The organism is Pseudoscardovia radai (assembly GCF_002259605.1).
GTDB classification, from domain to species: domain Bacteria; phylum Actinomycetota; class Actinomycetes; order Actinomycetales; family Bifidobacteriaceae; genus Pseudoscardovia; species Pseudoscardovia radai.
In genome coordinates this window covers 82328-104752 of sequence record NZ_MWWR01000018.1, presented here as the reverse complement: position 1 = coordinate 104752, position 22425 = coordinate 82328, and the positions used below count along the sequence as shown (strand labels likewise).

General features: G+C 65.7%; 15 protein-coding genes and 1 tRNA gene. 1 reads left to right on the top strand and 15 read right to left on the bottom strand.

Annotated elements, in window-relative coordinates:
• Positions 1 to 469 precede the first annotated feature (469 nt).
• The 5 genes from PSRA_RS08130 to nusA form a co-directional block, all read right to left on the bottom strand.
• The gene (locus PSRA_RS08130) at positions 470 to 1708 is read right to left on the bottom strand and encodes a riboflavin kinase (protein ID WP_094661398.1); all 1239 of its coding nucleotides are present in this window, start codon (positions 1706 to 1708) and stop codon (positions 470 to 472) included.
• 81 nt (positions 1709 to 1789) lie between these two features.
• On the bottom strand, positions 1790 to 2791 hold the full coding sequence (truB, locus tag PSRA_RS08125) for a tRNA pseudouridine(55) synthase TruB (protein WP_094661397.1): 1002 nt from the start codon (positions 2789 to 2791) through the stop codon (positions 1790 to 1792).
• Positions 2788 to 3420 carry a 30S ribosome-binding factor RbfA gene (gene rbfA, locus PSRA_RS08120; protein WP_094661396.1) on the bottom strand — a complete coding sequence of 211 codons (633 nt, stop codon included), beginning with the start codon at positions 3418 to 3420 and terminating at the stop codon, positions 2788 to 2790. The genes truB and rbfA overlap by 4 nt, the downstream gene beginning before the upstream one ends.
• A gap of 3 nt (positions 3421 to 3423) precedes the next feature.
• Positions 3424 to 6372: a translation initiation factor IF-2 gene (gene infB, locus PSRA_RS08115; RefSeq protein ID WP_094661395.1), complete on the bottom strand. Its 2949-nt coding sequence runs from the start codon at positions 6370 to 6372 to the stop codon at positions 3424 to 3426.
• A gap of 832 nt (positions 6373 to 7204) precedes the next feature.
• A complete protein-coding gene (gene nusA / locus PSRA_RS08110; RefSeq protein WP_094661394.1) occupies positions 7205 to 8314 on the bottom strand; it encodes a transcription termination factor NusA in 1110 nt (369 codons plus the stop codon).
• A 251-nt stretch (positions 8315 to 8565) separates the two neighbouring features.
• Here nusA and PSRA_RS08105 point away from each other — a divergent pair, with 251 nt between their 5' ends.
• Positions 8566 to 9744 carry a hypothetical protein gene (locus PSRA_RS08105; protein ID WP_094661393.1) on the top strand — a complete coding sequence of 393 codons (1179 nt, stop codon included), beginning with the start codon at positions 8566 to 8568 and terminating at the stop codon, positions 9742 to 9744.
• Between the two features lie 206 nt (positions 9745 to 9950).
• On the opposite strand, the gene tuf is transcribed toward PSRA_RS08105, so the two are convergent.
• From tuf to PSRA_RS08055, 10 genes are all read right to left on the bottom strand, one after another.
• Complete coding sequence (tuf, locus tag PSRA_RS08100) at positions 9951 to 11150, bottom strand: elongation factor Tu (RefSeq protein ID WP_094661392.1); 1200 nt, start codon at positions 11148 to 11150, stop codon at positions 9951 to 9953.
• A gap of 246 nt (positions 11151 to 11396) precedes the next feature.
• Positions 11397 to 13523: an elongation factor G gene (gene fusA, locus PSRA_RS08095; RefSeq protein ID WP_094661391.1), complete on the bottom strand. Its 2127-nt coding sequence runs from the start codon at positions 13521 to 13523 to the stop codon at positions 11397 to 11399.
• Positions 13524 to 13559: 36 nt separating this feature from the next.
• A complete protein-coding gene (rpsG, locus tag PSRA_RS08090) occupies positions 13560 to 14030 on the bottom strand; it encodes a 30S ribosomal protein S7 (RefSeq protein WP_094661390.1) in 471 nt (156 codons plus the stop codon).
• A 5-nt stretch (positions 14031 to 14035) separates the two neighbouring features.
• On the bottom strand, positions 14036 to 14407 hold the full coding sequence (rpsL, locus tag PSRA_RS08085; protein WP_094661389.1) for a 30S ribosomal protein S12: 372 nt from the start codon (positions 14405 to 14407) through the stop codon (positions 14036 to 14038).
• Positions 14408 to 14738: 331 nt separating this feature from the next.
• Positions 14739 to 17522, bottom strand: a complete 2784-nt coding sequence (locus tag PSRA_RS08080) for an ABC transporter permease (protein ID WP_094661388.1) — start codon at positions 17520 to 17522, stop codon at positions 14739 to 14741.
• Positions 17519 to 18316: an ABC transporter ATP-binding protein gene (locus PSRA_RS08075; RefSeq protein ID WP_338053285.1), complete on the bottom strand. Its 798-nt coding sequence runs from the start codon at positions 18314 to 18316 to the stop codon at positions 17519 to 17521. The genes PSRA_RS08080 and PSRA_RS08075 overlap by 4 nt, the downstream gene beginning before the upstream one ends.
• Entirely contained in the window at positions 18309 to 19925 is a 1617-nt protein-coding gene (locus PSRA_RS08070; protein ID WP_094661386.1) for a hypothetical protein, read from the bottom strand. The genes PSRA_RS08075 and PSRA_RS08070 overlap by 8 nt, the downstream gene beginning before the upstream one ends.
• Positions 19926 to 20077: 152 nt before the next feature.
• Entirely contained in the window at positions 20078 to 21025 is a 948-nt protein-coding gene (locus PSRA_RS08065) for a methyltransferase domain-containing protein (RefSeq protein WP_094661385.1), read from the bottom strand.
• Between the two features lie 110 nt (positions 21026 to 21135).
• Positions 21136 to 21783: a hypothetical protein gene (locus PSRA_RS08060; protein WP_094661384.1), complete on the bottom strand. Its 648-nt coding sequence runs from the start codon at positions 21781 to 21783 to the stop codon at positions 21136 to 21138.
• A 561-nt stretch (positions 21784 to 22344) separates the two neighbouring features.
• A tRNA-His gene (locus tag PSRA_RS08055) sits at positions 22345 to 22417 on the bottom strand.
• Positions 22418 to 22425: the final 8 nt, after the last annotated feature.

The following is a 22425-nucleotide window of genomic DNA, read 5'->3' as shown; positions in this document are numbered from 1 at the left end:
TAACCACAGGGGTTTCGGATGCTCCCGCATCCGGAACCCCTTTTGCATGCGGGCAGACGTCGGGCGGTTGTCAGCCGCGCNAGCCCAAAATCACGTTCGGCGGGTGCCACCACACCCGCCCAAGCCCAAAACACCCCACAAAACCACCCGAACGAGCCCAAAATCACGTTCGGCGGGTGCCACCACACCCGCCCAAGCCCAAAACACCCCACAAAACCACCCGAACCAGCCCAAAATCACGTTCGGCGGGTGCCACCACACCCGCCCAAGCCCAAAACGGGCAGGACAATCGTCAAAACCAACCCAAAATGGCGTTAGGCGGGTGCCACCACACCCGCCGAAGCCCAAAACGGGCAGGACAATCGTCAAAACCAACCCAAAATGGCGTTAGGCGGGTGCCACCACACCCACCTAACGCCATTTTCTTACCGTCGCGCAACCCTGCCCCGCGCGGCCAAAGCCTGCTCCCCTACTCGGCGGATTCCTGTCCGTCGGCGAGGGCAGCGGCCGAGCGCGCATCGGTGGCAAGCTGGGCGGCGAGCGCGGCGGCGCTGTCGAAACGCTGCTGCGGGCGCAGGAATCCGCAGAATTCCACACACATCCGGTGGCCGTACAGATCGAGCTCCTCGTCGGTGCAGGCGTAGGCCTCCACCACACGATCGGCGGGCGCACCATCGCGGTCGAAGGTCTCCTTCGTGCCGATGGAAATCGCGGCCGGCCAGCGGCGGATCTCCTGGCGCGGCGTCACACCGTCGGCGTGGGCGGCAGCAGCACCAGCGCCATCAGCGCCAGCGCCGGCCTCAGCCTCGGCCTGCCCCGCCTCTCCAAAGTCAACAAGCCACCCGGCGTACACGCCGTCAACCGGCACATACCCGTCCACCGGATTGCCCAGATTCGCGGTCGGGAACCCGAGCGTACGCCCGCGCTGCTCGCCATGCACCACCGTGCCCTCCACGGCATGCGGACGCCCGAGCACCTCGGCCGCATCGTGCACACGGCCGTTGCCCAGCAGATACCGCACATTCGACGAGCTCCACACCCGCGCCTCGCGCGCATGATGGCGCTTGCTCCACGTGCGGCGCTCCGCCTTGTTCATGCCCTCGAGCGGATCGTGCGGCTCGCCCGCCTCGGTCGGTGCCTGCGGCGTCCACTGGAACGGCAGTCGCGTGGCTCCGGGGCCGGCGTTGTCCACCACATCGAGTTCGAAAACGCCCGTGGCGAGCGCAAGGTTGCGAATCGCCTTGAGGTCGCCGGCCTGCTTCGCGCCCATACGCGCGTCGGAGCCGAGCACCAGCGTGCGCATGCCCACCTTGCCGACCATCTGCCCCAGGAAGGAGATGTAGGAAACGGCCGCGAAGGCCATCGTGTAGCGCACCACGAAAACGCGGTCGATGCCGGTGCGCTCGATGAGCTCGAGACGACGGTCGACGGGCATCAGCGCGTCGGGGTCGTGGAAGTCGTCGGGCGTGTCGGCGCCGTCGTGCTGCTGCGCGTAGGCGTGCGCCGCGGCGGGGCGCGGATCGAGCAGAATGGCCACGCTGATGGCACCCAGCTCGTGCGCCTTCTCGACGGCGCGCTCAAGCACGGCCTGGTGGCCGCGATGCATGCCGTCGAACGCACCGATGGTGAGCACGCCCTTCTTGCCGTCGGGCAGCGCGGGCCACTGCACCGCGCCCTTGGTGTCAGGAATGAGCCAGTCGATGGTCATCGGTTTCCTCCGTTCGGCCGCGCGGTCGGCGCGGTGCATGCTGTGGATTTGACGATTGTACGATTGCCGCATCCGGCGATGTCAGTGAAAGACGACGGACGGCTTGAGCTGTGTGCGCGTCCGCCGTTCCACGAGCGCCACAAGACGCTCCCCGCCGGGGCTGCTCGGATCGGCGCAGATGGCGGCGGTCGGCCCGTCCACCACGCCGTCGATCAGGCGGCCGTGCTCGAGGTAGCCGGCCTGCGCATGGGTGACCTCGATACTGGGCATGCCGCGGCGCGCGGCGTCGGCGGGTGTCAGGGCTCGCGCCAGAAGCGCGTCGCGGTCGGTGATGTCGAGCACGGCGCGCGGGCGCGTGACGGTCTGCCCGTCGCGGTTGACGAAGGTGTGGTCCTCCACATGCGCGGTGACGACGGCCGGGTCGTCCACGCGGAAGCTGCCGACGCGCGTGCGGCGCAGACGCGTCAGATGCCCACCGACTCCGAGGTCGGCGCCCATGTCGCGTCCGAGCGCGCGGATATATGTTCCCGTCGAGCAGGTGACGCGCGCGTCGACGGCGATTGTCGGGGCCTCGGTGCGGCGGATGTCGAGGATATCGAAGGCGGAGACGGTGACGGACTGCGCCTCGAGCTTGACGACGTCGCCGTTGCGGGCGAGGTCGTAGGCCTTCTGCCCGTGGATTTTCTTGGCCGAGAAGGCGCTGGGCACCTGGCGGATGTCGCCGGTCAGGCGCGCGGCGGCGGCGCGGATGTCATCGTCGGTCAGACGATGGATCCGCTCCGCCACGGCCTGCGCCTCGTCTGCGGTACGCGGCAGCGGGTCGCCGTCGGCGTCGTCGGTGGTCGTACCCTGGCCCAGGAGAATCGTGGTTTCGTATGTTTTGTCATGGCCCACGATGTAGCTGAGCAGGCGCGTGACGCAGCCGAAGCCGATGACGAGCACGCCCGTGGCCATGGGGTCGAGGGTGCCGGCGTGGCCGACGCGCTTCATATGGAGGGCGGCACGGACCGCGGCCACAAGGTCATGGCTCGTGACGCCCTGGGGCTTGTCGATGACGAGAAGCCCGGAGACCTCCCCGCTCATCGCGCGGAGTCGCCGTCCCCGGCGGACGCGTCATCGGCGGTGTCATCGTCATCGTCGATATCCTCATCATCGTCAGGGAAATCGACGTCGGAATCGTCGTACTCGCCGTCGTCATCGTAGTCGCCGTAGCCAGCGCCATAAGCGCCATCCACGCCCTCGGAATCGTCGGAATCCGCGGAATCCGCGCCCTTCCGCTCGTCATCGTGACGATACGGATCGGCGTCTCCGGCGTACGTGGCGTTCTCGCGCAGCTTCGCCAGCTCCTGGTCGCGCTTGAGGGCGACCGTCAGCACATCCTCCACCTCGGTGGCCTCGGCGGGCACCTCGTCGTAGATGAACTGGAGCTGGGGCGTCAGCCTCAGGCCGGCCTTGCGGCCCACCATCGAACGCAGACGCCCGGCGGACTGCTGCAGCGCCTGCTTGGCGCGCTTGCGCTGGCCGCGCTCATGCCCGTCGTCGCCCAGATACGTCCAGTAGATGCGGGCGATCTGCAGATCGTTCGTCACGCGCACCTCGGTGATCGTGACGTGCGCAAGGCGCGGGTCGCGCAGGTCCCTCTGGAGGGCCGTCGCGACCACGCGCTGGATGAGGCCTGCCACGCGCACGGCGCGGGGGTTCGTTCCTGCCATGGGTTACTTACGCTCGACTTCCTGCATCTCGAAGGTCTCGATGACGTCGCCGATCTGGATGTCGTTGAAGTCACCCAGGTTGATGCCGCACTCGTAGCCTTCCTCGACCTGCGTGACGTCGTCCTTGAAACGACGCAGCGAGGAGATCTCGAGGTCGTTGATGGTGACGACGCCGTCGCGCATGATGCGGCACTTGGTGCCGCGCTTGACGACACCGTCCTGCACCATGACGCCGGCGATGTTGCCGAACTTGGACGAGCGGAAGATCTCGCGGATCTCCGAGTGGGAGGTGACGACCTCCTCGTACTCCGGCTTGAGCATACCCTTGAGGGCGGCCTCGACATCCTCGATCGCCTTGTAGATAACCGAGTAGTACTTGATCTCGACGCCTTCGCGCTCCGCGAGGTCCGCCACCTGGCGGTTCGGGCGCACGTTGAAGCCGATGATAACGGCCTTGTCGACGCTCGCGAGGTTGACGTCGTTCTGCGTGATGGCACCGACGCCGCGGTGGATCACCTGGATGCCGACCTCGTCGGAGACCTCGATCTTCATAAGCGAATCCTCGAGGGCCTCGACCGAACCGGACGAGTCGCCCTTGATGACCACGTTGAGCATGTCGATCTCGGACTTGGCGAACTGCTCCTTGAACTCCTCGAGGGAGACGACCTTGCGGCGCTTGGCCAGCTGGGCCGCGCGCTCGGAGGCGGCGCGCTTCTCCGCGATCTGGCGGGCGGCGCGGTCGTCGGGCGCGACGAGGAAGAGGTCGCCGGCGGTCGGGACGGAGGTCAGGCCGAGCACGGACACCGGACGGGACGGCAGGGCCTCGGTGAGCGAGTTGCCGTTCTCGTCGAGCATGGCGCGCACGCGGCCGTAGCTGGTGCCCGCCACGATGGCGTCGCCCACATGCAGGGTGCCCTGCTGGACGAGCACGGTGGCGACGGCGCCGCGACCCTTGTCAAGGCGGGCCTCGACGGTGGCGCCGCGGGCCGGCATATTCGGGTTCGCGCGCAGGTCGAGCGTGGCGTCGGCCGTGAGCAGCACGGCTTCGAGGAGCTTGTCGATGTTGATGTTCTTCTTCGCGGAGATGTCCACGAACATCGTGTCGCCGCCGTACTCCTCCGGCACGAGGCCGAACTCGGTGAGCTGGCCACGCACCTTCTCGGGGTTCGCGCCAGGCACATCGATCTTGTTGACGGCCACCACGATCGGCACGTTCGCGGCCTGGGCGTGGTTGATCGCCTCGACGGTCTGCGGCATGACGCCGTCATCCGCGGCCACCACGAGGATCGCGACATCCGTCAGTTCGGCGCCGCGGGCACGCATGGCCGTGAAGGCCTCGTGACCCGGGGTATCGAGGAACGTGATCTTGCGCTCTTCGTCGTTGAGCTTCACCGACACCTGGTAGGCGCCGATGCGCTGCGTGATACCGCCGGCCTCCTTGAGGGAGACGTTCGTCTTGCGGATGGTGTCGAGCAGGCGGGTCTTGCCGTGGTCGACGTGGCCCATGACGGTCACGACCGGCGGACGCGGCACGAGCTCGTCGTCGTCCATGTTCTTCTCGTCGTCGAGGTCGATGTCGAACTGCTGGAGCAGCTCCTTGTCTTCCTCTTCGGCGGACACGATCTTGATGTTCCAGCCGATTTCCTCGCCGAGAATCTGGAAGGTGTCCTCGTTCAGCGACTGCGTGGCCGTGGCCATCTCGCCCAGATGGAACAGGACGGTGACAAGCGACGCCGGGCTGACGTTGATCTTCTCGGCAAGGTCGGACAGAGACGCGCCCTGGCGCAGGCGAATCGTCTGGCCGTGTCCGGACGGAATGCGCACGCCTCCGATAACCGGTGCCTTCATCTCCTCGTATTCGTGCTGCTTGGCACGGCGCGCGTTCTTGCGCGCCCTCGAGGAGCGGCCTCCCTGATGTCCGAAAGCACCCGCCGCGCCGCCGCGGCCGCGCCCCGGACGCCCAGTGGCGTGGCCGCGGTTCTGCGGGCCGTTGTCATGCTGCGGGGCCGAGGTGCCGCCGCCGAAACGACCGCCGGTATGCTGCGCACCGGCGCCCTGCGGACGGTTGTGTCCCCAGCGCCCTGCGCCCTGGCCGGCTCCGCGTCCGCCGCGGTTCGCGCCCGGGCGGCCGTTGCGGTTGCGGCCGTTGTTCACGGTCGGACGGGCCATCGGATGCGGACGCGGGATGTCGCCCGGCGTCGGCACATGCATGCCCTGTTTGCTCATGAAGGGGTTGTTGCCCGGACGCGGCGTCTTCTCGGACGACGCTCCCTGGCGCGGACGCGGCGCGGCGCCCGGCTTCGGCGCGGCGCCGCCATTGGCGGCGGGGCCGTTGCCGCGCTGTGCGCTGCGCGGGGTGGGACGGGAGGAACCGCCGCGCTGCTCGTGCGCGTCGCGCGGACCGCCGTGGCGTTCGCGCGATTCACGATGCTCGCGCTGCTCCTGGGACTTCCTCTCCTTCTCCTCCAGCTCGCGCTGCATACGGCGCGCGGCGTCCTGGATACGCGGGTCCTTGCTCTGCAGGCCCTGGCGGATGGCCTCCTCCTGCTTGCTGAGGGCCTCGGTGCGCGGGGTCGCGCGGTTCTCACGATTCTCGCGATTTTCAGAACGGGAATCGGATCGTGCGTCGGAACGCCCGGCCGGGGCTCCCTTACGACGGTTCTGCCCGGGCTTCGGAGCCTGATGGGCCGATGCGCCCGGCTTCGGGGCTGCCGGCTTGGGCTTGCCCGGTGCGGAGGACTTCGGCGCGGCGGGCTTGGCCGACGTCGATTCCTTCTTGCTCCTGTTCTCGTCGCTCGCGGCGAATGCCGCCTTGAGCTTCCTCACGACCGGCGCTTCCACCGTCGATGACGAGGACTTGACGAATTCTCCCATGTCCTTGAGCTTCTCAAGAACGGTTTTGCTGTCCACGCCGAATTGCTTTGCCAACTCGTACACGCGTGCTTTAGGCACCAATTACTCCTAACTGCGCCGCGTGCCCGTCGGCGCGCAACGCTATCTGATGAGGGCGAACATATCCTGTCTCATCGTGCGACCATGATTGTGTTACCTCGTCTCAGTCGGGGCGGGGCCCAATGCGCCCAGCCCACACATCAGTTCAAAAGAATACATGATGCCATGGATGAGACACGGCCTTCTTCGCTGTGAGACGAGGGCGGCGTCATCGTTGATTTTCCAACGCTCCTTTTGACCTCGGCAGCGCGGCGGGGAGCATGGGTGTGGCGCGCGGCGGCGGCGCGCGAATGTGGCGCCGCCAAGGCAGCGGTGCGAACGCTCGATATCGGTGCGAACACACGATTTCCCCGGCAACGGTGCCCCTCACTGGTTGCCCCTGTGCCAGCGAGACCAACCGTTAACGAATCGATTGTTGGAAATGCTGGCCTTCTCTCCCAACAGTCGCCCTCACTGGTCACCCCACTGCCAGTGAGACCAACCGTTAACGAATCGATTGTTGGAAATGCTGGCCTTCTCTCCCAACAGTCGCCCTCACTGGTCGCCCCACTGCCAATGAGACCAACCGTTAACGAATCAATCGTTGAAAACACACGATTTCCCCGACAACAGTCACCCTCACTGGTCGCCCCACTGCCAGTGAGAGCCACCGTTAGCGGAACATTCACCGAAGGCGGCCCACGGTGACGCAAGGGAAAAGACCGAGGCATGCGAAACGGCCGTCGTGGGAAACGACGGCCGTTCATCGTATGTCTTGCGCCAACTCGCATGTCTTGCGCCCAGCGTTCTTGCGCTCAGCATTCATGCGCAGCGTTCGCGCGGAAGCACTCGCCTACTCGGCGTCCGCAGCACCCGCACCTGCATCCGCAGCAGTACCCGCGTCGGAGCCCTGCGCATCGGCGGACTGATCGGCGAGCTGCTCCTGGGCCTTGAGCATGGCCTGGTGCTTCTCCTCGGATTCGATGCCGATCTTCCAGCCGGTGAGCTTCGCGGCAAGACGGGCGTTCTGGCCTTCCTTGCCGATGGCGAGGCTCAGCTGGTCATCGTGGATGAAGGCGATGGCGGTCTGGTTCTTCTCGCTGACCACCTGCACGCCCACGGCATGCGCCGGCGACAGCGCGGCGGCGACGAACTTGGCCGGGTCATCGGACCAATCGACGATATCGATCTTCTCGTTGCCGAGATTCTCCATAACGGCGCGCACACGGGAGCCACCGGGGCCGATAAGGGCGCCCTTCGGGTTCACGCCCGGCGTGTTCGCGCGCACGGCGATCTTCGTGCGGGCGCCGGCCTCGCGCGCAATCGCCATGATCGACACCGCGCCCGACACGAGCTCCGGCACCTCGCGCTCGAACAGACGGCGCACCAGCTCCGGATGCGAACGAGACACGATGATCTCGGGCCCGCGCACGCCGCGCGAGACGTTCACCACATACACGCGCAGACGCTCGCCGTGGCGGTAGCGCTCGCCAGGAACCTGCTCGCGACGCGGCAGAAGCGCCTCGACGTCGCCGATGGCGATATGCACATTGTTGGGGTCCTTGGCATCCTGCTGCACAGTGCCGGTGATGAGCTTGCCCTTCTGGCCGGCGAAGGCGCCGAACACCTTGTTATCGGCGGCCTGGCGGAAGAGCTGGGAGATCGTCTGGCGCGCGGTGGCGGCGGCGAGGCGGCCGAAATCGGTCGGGGTATCGTCGTATTCCTCGCCCAGCTCCGGCTCCGGATAGGGGTCGTCCTCGGTGGGCTCGCGCGGAATCTCGTCCTGCGCCCAAATCGTCACGGTGCCGGCACGATCGTCGATATCGACGCGCGCATGCTTGGCGGCGTGCGGCGTCTTGAGATACGCGAGTCGGAAAGCCTCCGCGAGGGCGGCGTCGAGAGTTTCGGCATCAATTCCTTGCTCCGCCGCAAGCCTATGCATTCCAGCCAAGTCGAGTTCCATGCCTTAAGACCTCCATATGCAGTTATTCGACGGGATGCACTGCGCTTCCCATCTTCGCGTGAATATCATACGTGAGCATATCGGCGCAATGCAAACACTCGCTGGCCAATTGCCGGGATTTCGCAGTATGCGAGCAGAGCGCGCGAAATGACGGGGTGCGGTCTCGCGGCGTGCGGTCTCGCGACGCGGCATGCGGTCTCGCCATGCAGGTCCCGCCACGCGTCATCGGGCGGCCGCTATACACTGAACGCATGAATTCGAATGCCCAGGGGTTCCGCATCGCTTCCCGTTCCTTCCGCTCTGCTTCCTTCTCCGCCGGTCCGTCCGAATCGGAGGCGGCGCGCAAGGCGCATGTGGACGCATCATCCGCCACGCGCGCATCGTGGCGGCGCAGGGTTCCGGCGGCGGCAGCGGCGGCGCTTATGGCATTCTCCTTCTCCACGATGGCCCCGACGTCGGCAGCCGCCGAGGAAACCGACGCCTCCTATTCCGACGCCACGACGTGCGCGGGCAGCTATGAGATCGCATCGTCGATGTACGGGCAGATTTCGTGGGTTCCCAGCGCCCGCCAACGCTTCCTTGCGGCCGTGGGCGCGCAGAAGTTCTGGACGCAGGCGGCGGCCCTCTGCCCCGCCGCGGTATTCCCCGAGGCGACGGCGAAGTCGGCCCTCGCCGCGAAAACCGCGCGCGACCTCGCCGACGAGGTGGGCCTGGCCGACATGCTTCCCACGTATGTCGACGATCTGAGCCCGCTGCTGGCTGCTGTGCGCGAAGCCTGCGGATACCAGTCGGATCTTGCGTTCTCCGCCGACGGCAGCGATGCATCGCCGTCCTCGTCATCGTCAACCGCTTCGCAATCGTCGAACGGCATCTGCTCCGCGGACTCCCGCGATGTCACAGGCCTCACCGCCAGCGAATTCGGCGGCCTGGCGGTAGCCGAGGACCGCGTCACCTACGTGGCGACCGCGCTCTACGCACGCACGCAAAACACCGCGTGGCAGCAGGTCAGCGCGCAGCACCGCTCGCTGTCATCGAATTTCGCGGCGATGGCGAAGGCCATGAACGGCACGGATCCGCGCGCCGGGGTCTACGATTCCCAGGCCGTGCGCACGCTCGGCGACACCACCACCGACCCGATCACCGGCGCCGAGCTGCCGACGACGGTGGTGCTGGCCTATGACGCGGCGGTCGAGGAACTGTCGGCGTTCGGAACGCAGTCCGACGATAATACCGCCACCGGTGCCGACGGAACCCTTACCCTGACCGGCTCCGACCTCTCCCAGAGCATCGGTGACGCGAATACGGATCCGGCAGCTGGATTCGACACGCCGTGGGCAAGGCGCCGCGCCGTCAGCGAATACATCGCGAACTCGCTGCTTACCGCCTTCGAGAACGGAGAGCCCGCCGACGAGCACTATCTCCTCGGCTAAAAGGTGACCCCGTACCCGTCATCATCCGTCATCTCAATACCAAGGTGATGGCTTGCGAGCAGAATCCGGCCTTCCCCACCCCATAATCGCCGATTCTTGTCCGAGACCCATCACAGTATTCATGAAAGGGTATGCAAAAGGCCCGGTGCTTTCGCACCGGGCCTTTCCGCTAGCTACGAGATCTGCAAGCAGTCGTCAGGGACGAACTACTCGATGACCTTGGTGACACGGCCGGAGCCGACCGTGTGGCCACCCTCGCGGACAGCGAAGGTCAGGCCGTTCTCCATGGCGACGGGCTGGATCAGCTCGACGGAGAACGTGGCGTGATCGCCAGGCTGGACCATCTCGACGCCTTCCGGCAGCGTGATGACGCCGGTGACGTCGGTGGTGCGGAAGTAGAACTGCGGACGGTAGTTGGAGAAGAACGGCGAGTGACGGCCACCCTCGTCCTTGGTGAGGACGTAGACCTCAGCCTCGAACTTGTGGTGAGGGGTCACGGAGCCGGGCTTGGCAACGACCTGGCCACGCTCGACCTGGTCGCGGTTGATGCCACGGAGCAGCAGACCGGTGTTGTCGCCAGCCTCAGCGCTATCCATCGTCTTGTGGAAGGTCTCGATGGAGGTCACGGTGGTCTTCTGGGTCGGACGGAGGCCGACGATCTCGACTTCGCTGTTGACGGGCAGCTGGCCACGCTCGACACGGCCGGTCACGACGGTGCCACGGCCGGAAATCGTGAAGACGTCCTCGATCGGCATCAGGAACGGCTTGTCGAGGTCGTGAACCGGGGTCGGGATGTACTCGTCGACGGCATCCATGAGGTCCTTGACGGTCTGGACCCACTTCTCGTGATCCGGAGCATCGTCATGGAGAGCGCCGTAAGCGGAGGTACGGATGACCGGGCAATCGCGATCGAAGCCGTTCTCCTCGAGGAGGTCGCGGACCTCTTCCTCGACGAGCTCGATGAGCTCCTCATCGTCGACCATATCGCACTTGTTCAGAGCGACCAGGATGCGCGGCACGCCCACCTGGCGAGCGAGCAGCACGTGCTCGCGGGTCTGAGCCATCGGGCCATCGGTGGCGGCGACAACGAGAATGGCGCCATCCATCTGAGCAGCGCCGGTGATCATGTTCTTCACGAAGTCGGCGTGGCCAGGGCAGTCCACGTGAGCGTAATGACGCTTGGCGGTCTGGTACTCGATGTGGGCGATGTTGATGGTGATACCGCGGTCCTTCTCTTCAGGAGCGGAATCGATCTGGTCGAAGTCGTACTCCGGGTTGAGGTCGGGGTACTCCTCATGCAGAACCTTGGAGATAGCGGCGGTCAGGGTCGTCTTGCCGTGATCGACGTGACCGATCGTACCGATGTTAACGTGCGGCTTGGTGCGCTCGTACTTGGCCTTTGCCATATTTATGTCCTCCTGGACGTGTAGTAGTTAGCCCCTGATTCCGAAGGAGTCTCCGAAAATGACAGGCACCCGCTACATATTACTTGTTTTTGGGGTTTTGCGCCACTTCGTGTCCCGCCCCAAACCTATCGAACACGATGGTATAGGAAACGTGGGACACAGAGGCGGCGTTTCGCGCTGGGCGTGATGCGCCGGTGGTGTCGGGTGGGCGGAGCGACGCGGCCCCGCCCACCCGACAGCCGTCGGCTACTCGCCGCGCTGGGCCTTGATGATCTCGTCGGCGACGGCCTTCGGGACCTCGGCGTAGGAATCCATCTGCATGGTGAACATGGCGCGGCCCTGCGTCTTGCCACGCAGGTCGCCGATGTAACCGAACATCTCGGACAGCGGCACCTTGGCGTCGATGACCTTGACGCCGGTGGCGTCGGTCATGGACTGGATGGAGCCACGACGAGAGTTCAGGTCGCCCATGACGTCGCCCATGTACTCTTCCGGCGTACGGACCTCGACGGCCATGATCGGCTCGAGGATAACCGGCTTCGCCTTGACGGCGGCTTCCTTGAAGCACATGGAGCCGGCGATCTTGAACGCCATTTCCGAAGAGTCGACGGGGTGCATCTGGCCATCGGTGAGCTCGGCCTTGACGCCGACCACCGGGAAGCCGGCGAGGACGCCGGACTGCATGGCCTCCTCCACGCCGGCCTGGACCGACGGGATGAACTCCTGGGAGATGTGGCCGCCGGTGACCTTGTCGACGAAGACGAGGTCCTTGCCGGCCTCCTCCTCGTTGTTCGGGTCGATCGGCATGAAGTTCATGAGGACCTTTGCGAACTGGCCGGAACCACCGGTCTGCTTCTTGTGCGTGTAGCCCTCGTTCATGACGGCCTTGCGGATGGTCTCGCGGTAAGCGACCTGCGGCTTGCCCACGTTGCACTCGACGTGGAACTCGCGGCGCATACGGTCGACGATGATGTCGAGCTGGAGCTCGCCCATGCCGGCGATCAGGGTCTGGCCGGACTCCTCGTCCGTCGTCACCTGGAAGGTCGGATCCTCGTCGGAGAGGCGGGCAAGCGCGTTGCCCATCTTCTCCTGGTCGTTCTTCGTCTTCGGCTCCACGGCCACCTGGATAACCGGGTCCGGGAACGTCAGAGACTCGAGCGCGATCGGGGCGCTTTCGTCGCACAGCGTGTCGCCGGTGGTGACGTTCTTGAGGCCGATGAAGGCGTAGATGTTGCCGGCGAGAGCCTGGTCGACCGGGAGCTCCTTATCGGCGTTCATCTCGAAGAGCTTGCCGATGCGCTCCTTCTTGCCCTTGGTGGAGTCGAGCACGGTGTCGCCGGGCTTGCACTTGCCGGAGTACACGCGCACGTACACGAGCTTGCCGTAGAACGGGTGAGCCGCGATCTTGAAGGCCAGCGCGGAGAAGTGCTCGTCCTCGCTCGGCTTGCGATCGATCTCGACGGACTCGTCCTTGGGGTCGTAGCCGACGATGGCCGGAACGTCCACCGGGGACGGCAGGTAGTCCACGACGGCGTCGAGCATGGGCTGAACGCCCTTGTCCTTGAACGCGGAGCCGCAGAACACCGGGTAGGCCTCGGAGGCGATGGTCAGCTTGCGGACGGCCTTGCGGATCTCGTCCTCGGTGATCTCCTCGCCGCCGAAGTACTTCTCCATCAGCGCGTCGTCGGTCTCGGCCACGGTCTCGAGGAGCTCGTCGCGGTACTTGTCGGCGGTCTCCTTGAGATCCTCCGGAATCTCGGTGGTGTCGTAGTGGGCGCCCAGATCCTGGGTGTCGTGCCACACGTAGGCAACCATGCGGACGAGATCCACCACGCCGGTGAAGTCGTTCTCGGCACCGATCGGGATCTGCATAACGATCGGCTTGGCGCCGAGCTTCTGCTTGATTGTGTCGACCGAGTAGAAGAAGTTCGCGCCGAGCTTATCCATCTTGTTGACGAAGCAGATACGCGGCACGTTGTACTTATCGGCCTGACGCCACACCGTCTCGGACTGCGGCTCCACGCCTTCCTTCGCGTCGAACACCGTCACGGCGCCGTCGAGGACGCGCAGGGAGCGCTCGACCTCGGCGGTGAAGTCCACGTGGCCCGGGGTATCGATGATGTTGATCTTGAACTTATCGTCCGGGTCATGCGACTGGCGGCTCCAGTAGCAGGTGGTGGCCGCGGACGTAATCGTGATGCCGCGTTCCTTCTCCTGCGCCATCCAATCCATCGTGGAAGCGCCATCGTGCGTCTCACCGATCTTGTAGTTCTTGCCGGTGTAGTACAGGATGCGCTCGGTGGTGGTGGTCTTACCGGCATCGATGTGGGCCATGATGCCGATATTACGGATCTTGCTGAGGTCTTCAGCCATTTCTATTCCTTAGCTTTCGTTCAACGAATGTGGAATTTACCAACGGTAGTGGGCGAAGGCCTTGTTGGCCTCGGCCATCTTGTGGGTGTCCTCGCGACGCTTCACGGAAGCACCCAGGCCGTTGGAGGCATCAAGAATCTCATTGGCGAGGCGCTCGGCCATCGTCTTCTCGCGACGGGCGCGGGAGAAATCAGTGAGCCAACGCAGCGACAGGGTGTTGGCGCGGTTCGGCTTCACCTCGACCGGCACCTGGTAGGTGGCGCCGCCGACACGGCGGGAACGCACCTCGAGGGACGGACGAATGTTGTCGAGAGCACGCTTGAGGACGGCGACCGGCTCCTGGTCGGTCTTCTCCTTCACGATATCAAGCGCGGAGTACACAATGGCCTCGGCCTTGCTCTTCTTGCCGTCGAGCAGGATCTTGTTGATGAGCTGTGCGACAACCGTCGAACCGTAGATCGGATCGGGCTGGAGCTCGTGCTTCTTTGCGGGTCCCTTACGTGACATTTTGCTTACTTCGCCTTCTTTGCGCCATACAGGGAACGACCCTGCTTACGGTCCTTAACGCCCTGGGTATCGAGAGCGCCACGCACGATGTGGTAGCGCACGCCCGGGAGATCCTTCACACGGCCACCGCGCACCAGCACGATGGAGTGCTCCTGGAGGTTGTGGCCCTCGCCCGGAATGTAGGCGGTGACTTCCACACCGGAGCTCAGGCGCACACGAGCGACCTTACGCAGAGCCGAGTTCGGCTTCTTCGGGGTGGTGGTGTAAACACGGGTGCACACGCCGCGACGCAGCGGAGAGCCCTTGAGAGCCAAAGTCTTGGACTTCTTCGGCTTCGGCTTACGTCCCTTGCGGACGAGCTGTTCAATGGTAGGCAACTTACTATCTCCGATATCAAATCGATGGTCTTCACGTGGGGGCCGCCACACTGCGGCTACCGCACGGTTGTTTAACACCCGATATCGGATAGCCCTGGTCCACCGGCCCGATGGCCCGCGATCCTCGTCCGCGGCATTGCTGCCGGGATTCCACGCATCACGGGATGTCCCGCTCGAACGCCCCCATAACATAGGGACCGTTAACGGCACACACGAAGAGAAATTATATCACAGGGGCGGACAGGCAACACGCCGGGCGATAATTCGCCGCGCGGCCTGACTCAAAGTCGCGGGCACGCCCAGTGGCCCGGCACCCCGTTCCGCCCCGTCCCTACTCCGACGCCACGGCGTCGAGCACGGGAACCTCGAGCGCACGCCGGGCCGGAGCCAGGCTGGCGAGAATGCCGACCGCAATCGAGCACACGAGGAACAGCGCCAGCTGCAGCCACGGAATAGACAGCACCGACAGGCCCATCGCCGAATAACAGCCGCGGATCTCGGCGCCCGCCGCAACGCCCGCCACCAGGCCGAGCACCGTGCCCATGATGGAGATCAGCGTCGATTCGATGGCGATCATGCCACGCACCTGCCTGTCGCTGGTGCCGATGGCGCGCAGCACGCCGATCTCGCGGGTGCGTTCGCTGATCGAAAGCATCAGCGTATTGACGATGCCGAAGATCGCGATGACGAGGGACAGCGCGAGCAGCGCGTACATGCCGAGCATGACCTGGTCGACCATCGAGGAGGTGGCGGATTTGTATTCGTCGTGGGACATGACGGAAATCGTGTAGTAGGGCCGCGCGATACTCTCGAGTTCGCCCCGCGCGGCGGCGGTATCCGTTCCGTCGCGGAAAGTGACGAAGGCGCTCGGCTTGATCAGGGCGTCGCTGAGCCCCAGCTCGTCCGCCTGCGTGGCGTCGATCCAGATATTCGAGCTCCACGGCACGCCTTTGGCAATGGCGTCGATGGTGTAGGTGGCGGTTCTCGACGATTGCCGCGCCGCCTGCTGTGCCTCCTGTGCCTGCTGTTGCGCCTCCTGTGCCTGCTGTTGCGCCTGTTGCGCGGCGGCGGCCATCGTCACGCCATCGGAGGTCAGCTCGATTGTGTCACCCACATGCCAGCCGTATTTCGACGCGGTGGTCTCGCCCACCACCACGCGGGTGGAATCGTCGAGCGTGCCATAGAAATCGCCCTCCCAGCTGTCGGGCGCGATAACGGTGTCGGCGAAGCCGCGGTCGGTGACGAACACCGGCATGGGGTCGGGCACGCCGCTCACCTTCACGCCCATGGCGACGCTGGTGGTCTCGACGTCGGCCACATCGTCGAGCTGCCGGATCTGCTCGAGCGCCGGTTCGGGAATACGCGTGCTGTTCGCCACAAGCACGTAGTCGGCCTGGAGGTTGTTGTCGACGATATCGCTGACCGACGCCTTGACCGACGATGTGACGACGCCGATGCAGCCCACGATTGCGAGCGCCACGAACAGCGCGGCCGCCGTGTTCGCGGTGCGGCGCCTCTGGCGCGAGAGATTGCGCACCGCCAGGCGGCCGGTGACGCGGAAGGCATGCGCGGGAAGCCATCCGAGTACGGCGCCGAAGGGCCGTACAAGGGCGGGCGCGAGCATGATGACGCCGACCACGAGCAGCCCGGCGCCCACTCCCAGCGGCCAGCCGACGCCGATGCCGTTGAGTGCCGGCCAGGGCGTGGGACCTGCGGCGGTGTCGGAGGTATGGGCGATGGCGAGCGCGAACCACCAGCACAGGCCGCCGAGCAGCGCAAGCACGATGCCGCCGATGGCGCGCCGTGTGACGGGAGGCTCCGGGTTCGTGGTCTCGTTCATGGCCTGAATCGGCGGGGCGAGGGCGGCGCGGCGCGCGGGAAGCGTGGCGCCGAGCAGCGAGACGGCGATGCCGACGGCGAAGGCGAGCAGGATGATGGGCACGGTGGGCGCGGCGGAGGCGGTGAACGGCGTGCCCTGCGCGGCGAGTATGGCCACGATGGCCTCGACGATGCCCCAGCCGAGCACCACGCCGATGCCCGATCCGACGAGGCCGAGCAGCAGCGCCTGGATGATGACGGTGGCGAAGACCTGCCCCGGCGAGACGCCGATGGATCGCAGCAGCGCGTATCCGCGCATGGAGTCGCGCACGATCATGGTGAAGGTGTTGGCGATGATGAACGATCCGACGAACAGCGCGAGCACCGCGAAGATGAGGATCAGCGGCTGGATGAAGCCAAGCTGTTTGCTGTATGACTTGTTGAGCTCGTCGCGGTGGCTCTGACCGGTGACGGCTGTGGCCTGCGAGTCGGCGGGAAGCGCGGCGTTGATGGCGTCCGCGAGGTCCTGCTGCTGTTTCTCGGTGAGGGCGGCGCCTCCGTTGGCGCTGCCGTAGACCTTGATGCGCGGGATGGTGTCGGTGGAGGTTCCCTGCGCCTGCAGTTCGGAGATGACGACGTCGGGATCGAGGCCGAGGACGAGGGCGCCGGCCTGGGAATCGTCGAGGTCGAAGATGCCGGTGACGGTCACGTCCTGCACGCCGGCGGAGGGGTACACGATTTTCGCCTGGCTTCCGTAGGCCAGGCCCGCGGAGCTGGCGGTGTCGCTGGAGAGGGCGACCTCGTGCTCGCCGTGCGGGTAGCCGCCCTGCACGAAATGGGCGGAGCGCCACCGGTACTCCTCGGACATGGCGTTGGCGGATGTTCCGGTCATGGAGCTGGCGGCCACGCCGTCGGAGTTGACGAGCACGACGCCGTCGAGGGACCGGGCGGGCACGGCCGTCTGCACACCATCGACAGCGGAAATCGTGCTGACAAGGGAGACATCGATGTTGTTGCGGCTGTCCGTATCGTCGTCGGATGACGAGGACGAAGACGATGCCGCCGGCTCCGCGGAGGCGGAGGAATCGTCGGAATCCTCGGTCACCAGGCCCTGCACGTAGACGTCGCCGTCGGCGTTCGTGGAGGTCATCTTGCGCACCTGTCCGTCGAGCAGACCGCGGAAGCAGAAGGAGCCGAGCACGAAGGCCACGCCGAGGGCGATGGCGACGATGGACATGACGAAGCGCGAGGCGTGCGCCCTGGCGTCGCGCACGCCGATGGTGACGACAGGGCTCATGCGCGGGCCTCGCTGTCGTCTGCGGCGGCGCCGGAGTCCTTCTCCCCCTCGTCCGAGAACACGTCGAGGATCTCGTCGTAGCCCGGATGGTCCATGTCGCGCACGATGGAGCCGTCGGCGAGCACCAGCACGCGGTCGGCGTAGCTGGCGGCGCGCGGGTCGTGCGTGACCATGACGATGGTCTGGCCGTGGTCGTGCACGGAGTCGCGCAGGAAGCCGAGCACCTGCGCGCTGGACTTGGAGTCGAGGTTGCCGGTGGGCTCATCGGCGAAGATAACCGAGGGACGGGCCATGATGGCGCGGGCGCAGGCGACGCGCTGTTGCTGGCCGCCCGACAGCTGGCTGGGACGATGGTCGAGGCGGTTGCGCAGCCCCACCACGTCCACCACCTCGTCGAACCACTCGCGGTCGATGGGGCGCTTGGAGATCTCGAGCGGCAGCAGGATGTTCTCCTCGGCCGACAGCGTGGGCACGAGGTTGAAGGACTGGAAGATGAAGCCGATGCGCGTGCGCCTCAGTTCGGTCAGCTCGCGCTGGTTCATGGCGCTGACCTCGAGCCCTTCCACGAAAACCCGTCCGGATGTGGGTTTGTCAAGGCCGGCCATGCAGTGCATCAGCGTGGATTTGCCGGAGCCCGACGGCCCCATGATCGCGGTCATGCGCCCGCGCTGGAAATCCACCGACACATGGTCAAGCGCCACGACCTGCGAGCCGGAGGCCACGTCGCCGTAGGTCTTGACGAGGTCGATGGCGCGCGCCACGATGGCGTTGTCTGACGCCTGCGCATCATTCATCCGCACCATCCTCCCCGGTGGTGTCGGCATCGTCGACGGTGGATTCGATATCCGCGTCGTCCGTATCATCGACGTCGCCAACATCGTCGACGTCATCGGCGTCGTCATCGTCGTAGACCTCGAATTCGCCGGTTTCCTCACCGTAATCGTCGTCGCGCAGGCTGTCGAGGTCCTCGCCGTCGCGCCACGCCCTGGCATAGCGCACGGCCTCGCGCTCGTCGTCGGTCAGGCCGCCGTCGTTCAGCCTTTCGGACGCCACGCGCAGGAAATCGTCGATAATGCCCTCCTGGTCGGGAAGCGCGGACATGCCGGGAACAGGCTCGCCGTCCTCGTCAATAAGCACGATAAGCAGCTGGCTGATGTCCTCGAACTGCTCATCGCTCATCTGCCCGATGCGCAGCATGTCGATGGCGCCGCTGCGTTCGAAGCACTGCGGCGCCGAATACGCGGCCATGACGGTGTTGCGCCAGCCTTCCTCAAGAAGCCAGTCGCGGATCTCCTGCGTGTCGGGATGCATGACGTTCACGCAATGGATGCGGCCCCAGCCGTTGACGCGCTGCGCGAGGGCGAAGATATCCTCGTTCGCGTCCTCCCAGTACGTCATGGATGGCAGCACGAACAGCGTGAACTCGTCGCTCAGGGCGAACATGCACAGAAGGTCGCGCACGACGTCGCTCAGATCGAAGCTCTGAAGGATGATCAGGCCGATCTTCACCGTCTCGACATCGCTCGAATAGCACAGCAGGACGAGCGCGAACTCGAAGACGTTGCGCAGATTGACTCCGGCGTCGCCGAATTCCGCGAGGGTGTCGGCGATGGTGTCGGAGAGCATGATGGACACCGATTCGCCCAGGGCGTCGTTCAGCGAGACGATGGCTTTGTCGAAGTCGCGGTCGGAGGCCTGGCGCAGCATGCGGCGGACCAGGCGCGTCGCGTTGTCGCTGGTTTTCGGGAATCCGAACTGGTACAGCATCAGCGCGTCGCGCGTGCCGTCGGGAAGGTCGGCCTCCTGGCCGAGTGCCTCGATCTCCTCCGGGGAGCGCGGCAGGGTGAAGTCGAGCGGAAGGCAGCCGTCCTCGTCGAGCGAGCCGGCGATGACCTCGAGCAACGGGCGCGCGCCTTCGTAGGTGGCGTCGAACGCCTCCTCGCCGTCGTTCAGAAGGTCATAGTCGTCGGCGGCGGAATCGTTGAGATTGCCGCCGGCGCCATGGGAGCCGCCGGTGTGAACGAACGCGGATTCGGCGTCGCTCAGCGCATCGAGCAGCTCGTCGATCCCGGGCAGCTCCTCGCGCAGTCTCTCGAGGTCCTCGTCGATGTCGGAATCATCATCGTCTGAATCATCATCGGCATCGATGTCATCATCATCGGCATCGTCGTCCGCGCCATCGTCCCCCTGCACGGCACCATCGTCGAAATCGTCGGCGTCATCGTCGTCGTAGTCGATGTCGTCGTCGACGAAGGAGCCGGCCACATGGCCGCTATCCTCGTCATCGCGATCGTCGCGCTCATCGTCGTCGCGCTCATCGTGGCGAAGGACGCGCCCCTTCTCGGTCTCGTCGGCCTCGTCCGACGGATCGGCGGGATAATCGGAATCCTGTATCTGCGGCATGGTGTGCCTCTTTCCGTTGCGGCTACTGCCCTTTCGATTCTACGGCACGCGATGCACGAATGAGGGAGTGTCGCGGCGGGCGCGGCACCGTGGCGTGTGGCCTGCGGCATCCATTCGCCGGCACGCTGCCGCAGGCACGCTGCAGGCACGAACTACACGCTACGGCCGACAAGCAACTCGGCGTCGATCGTGATGCGCGGCACCTCGAGGCCCTCGAGCCGTGCGTCGTCGAGCGCGAAGGTGAGCGGGGTCATGCCCAGCAGCGTGTGCATGCGGTCGGACGGCACGTCGAGCGTGCGCGTGGCGCGGATGCGCGCGAGGGGTTCGAGGCGGCTGCGGAAGATGGAGACCACGTCGCTTTCCGAATGGTCGGCCTCACCCAGGCGTTCGCGCAGCTCGCGCAGATGGTCGGGGCCGGGGATGGCCTTGATCACGATGCCGCCGGGGCGCAGCACGCGGCGGAACTCCGCGTAGTTGGCGGGGGTGAAGATATTGAGCACGCAGTCGAGCGCCGCGTCGGCGATGGGAAGGTTTGCCACATCGCAGACGGCCCACAGCTGCGGGCCTCCGCCTGTCGCGGCGAGGCGAACCGCGTCCTTGGCGATGTCGGCGCCAATCATCGTGGCGTCGACGCCCGCGCCCGTAAGCGCCTCGCCGATGCCGCGCGCGTAATAGCCCTCACCGCAGCCGGCGTCGAGAATCACAGGCGCGTCGGGCAGCAGGCCGTCGGCGCGCAGCGCCTCGAGACGCTCCACGATGGTCTGGCGCACATGCGCGTAGTAGCCCCATTGCAGGAATTCGCGGCGGCTGGCGAAGAACGCGGCGTCATAGCCGGCGAGCGGCTTCTGGCCGGGGATGAAGTTCACGAGTCCCCTGCGGGCGATATCGAAGGTATGCCCGGCGGCGCAGCGCAGGCACGATCCGTCAACGACCAGCGCAGTGCCGGGCTGTGCAGTGTCGGACTGCGAGGTGTCAGCCTGTGCGCCGTCAGCCATCGCGGCATCGGCCTGCGCGGCGTCAGCCTGCGCGCGGCGGGCGCAGACCGGACAGCGGAACAACCCTGCGGCGCGCTCGTATTTGGCGATTCCCGCCATGCTCATCGTGTATCTCCTTGCTTGCTCTGCTCCGTGGCGTATGTGATGTGCTCCATACGGATTCGACCGGCATCCGGGTCGGCGACCTCTTGTGGCGGTATGGCGCCGGTGAATCGTCAGCCCAGAAGCGCGGCCACCGCCGACGCGGTCTGCAGGCTGTCGGGCGCCATCGCCGGCTGCGTCGGGACGCTGGCGAACATCATCGCGACGATGGCGAGGAAAACGGCCGCGAGCACGAAGCACTCCCACGCATAGCGCGACCGCGGCCCGCACTGGTAGTCCCAGGGATTCGACGCATCGAGCCACAGGTGGTACCGGCGTCCGCGATGAAACAGGCGGTACAGCGTGCGCGAGAAGTAGAGGTCGCGCGCGGGCGTGCAGTACATCTCACCGCGGTACTCGTATTCGAAAACGGGTTCGTACAACGGCAGCTCGCGACCCGCGGAGTCCTTGGCGCTGCGCCCCTCCACCGCGTTCGAACCAAGATAGACGCCCACGGTATGCACCGTGCGGCGGCCTTGCGCGCGCAGATGGTAGGCGCCGATCGCCGCAAGCGCGACGAAGCCCACGACCGTCGTACCGATCATGCCCTCGCGCAGGGCGAGCCTGTGGAACACCAGGAAGGCGACCAGGACGGCGACCGCGATGACGGACAGCACCCGCCGTGCAGTGCGCGCGGTTTCGCCCTCGGCATCGTTGACGTTGTTCAGCGTCGAGATGGCCATGAGGAACACGAGGGCGACGAGCAGCAGTTGGTAAAACACCGTTCCACTCTATCGTGGCCGGCCTATCCCCCGCCCGCCCCGTTCGCTCCCCGCGCATCCCGGGCATCCCGCGTCAGGGTGGGTCTCCGGATGCCGAGGGTGCACAATCGTGCGCCCTCGACCGGGATTACACCTCTCAACACCACCCAAACCCCACCTAACCGATGCCGAGGGTGCAATCCCGTGCACCCTCGACCGGGATTACCCCGCCGAAAGCAGCCAGGAAGCACGGTAACCGGCACCGAAGGAGCACAATCGCGCACCCTCGACCGAGGTTAGGGGGCCAAAGACAGTGCAGAACAGGGATAAAAGATGCCGAGGGTGCAATCCCGTGCACCCTCGATGGAGACCGTGGCCCAATCGTGACAACGCCCGCCGTCTCCCCCGGCACGCCTCTGGAACAGCGGTACGGGTTTCGGAGAAAACAGAGGCTCCAAGCCCCAAAATCGTCGGAAAATGTCCGCAAGCCGCACCACGGTTGCGAGAGAAGAGAGAGAGAAAAGAAAAAGGAAGGTAGAAAAAACGGAAAAGGCCCGGACCAAAAGGTCCGGACCTTGCCGGGGTGGGCGACGCGGCTCGAACGCGCGACCTCCTGAACCACAATCAGGGGCTCTACCAACTGAGCTACGCCCACCATCGCCT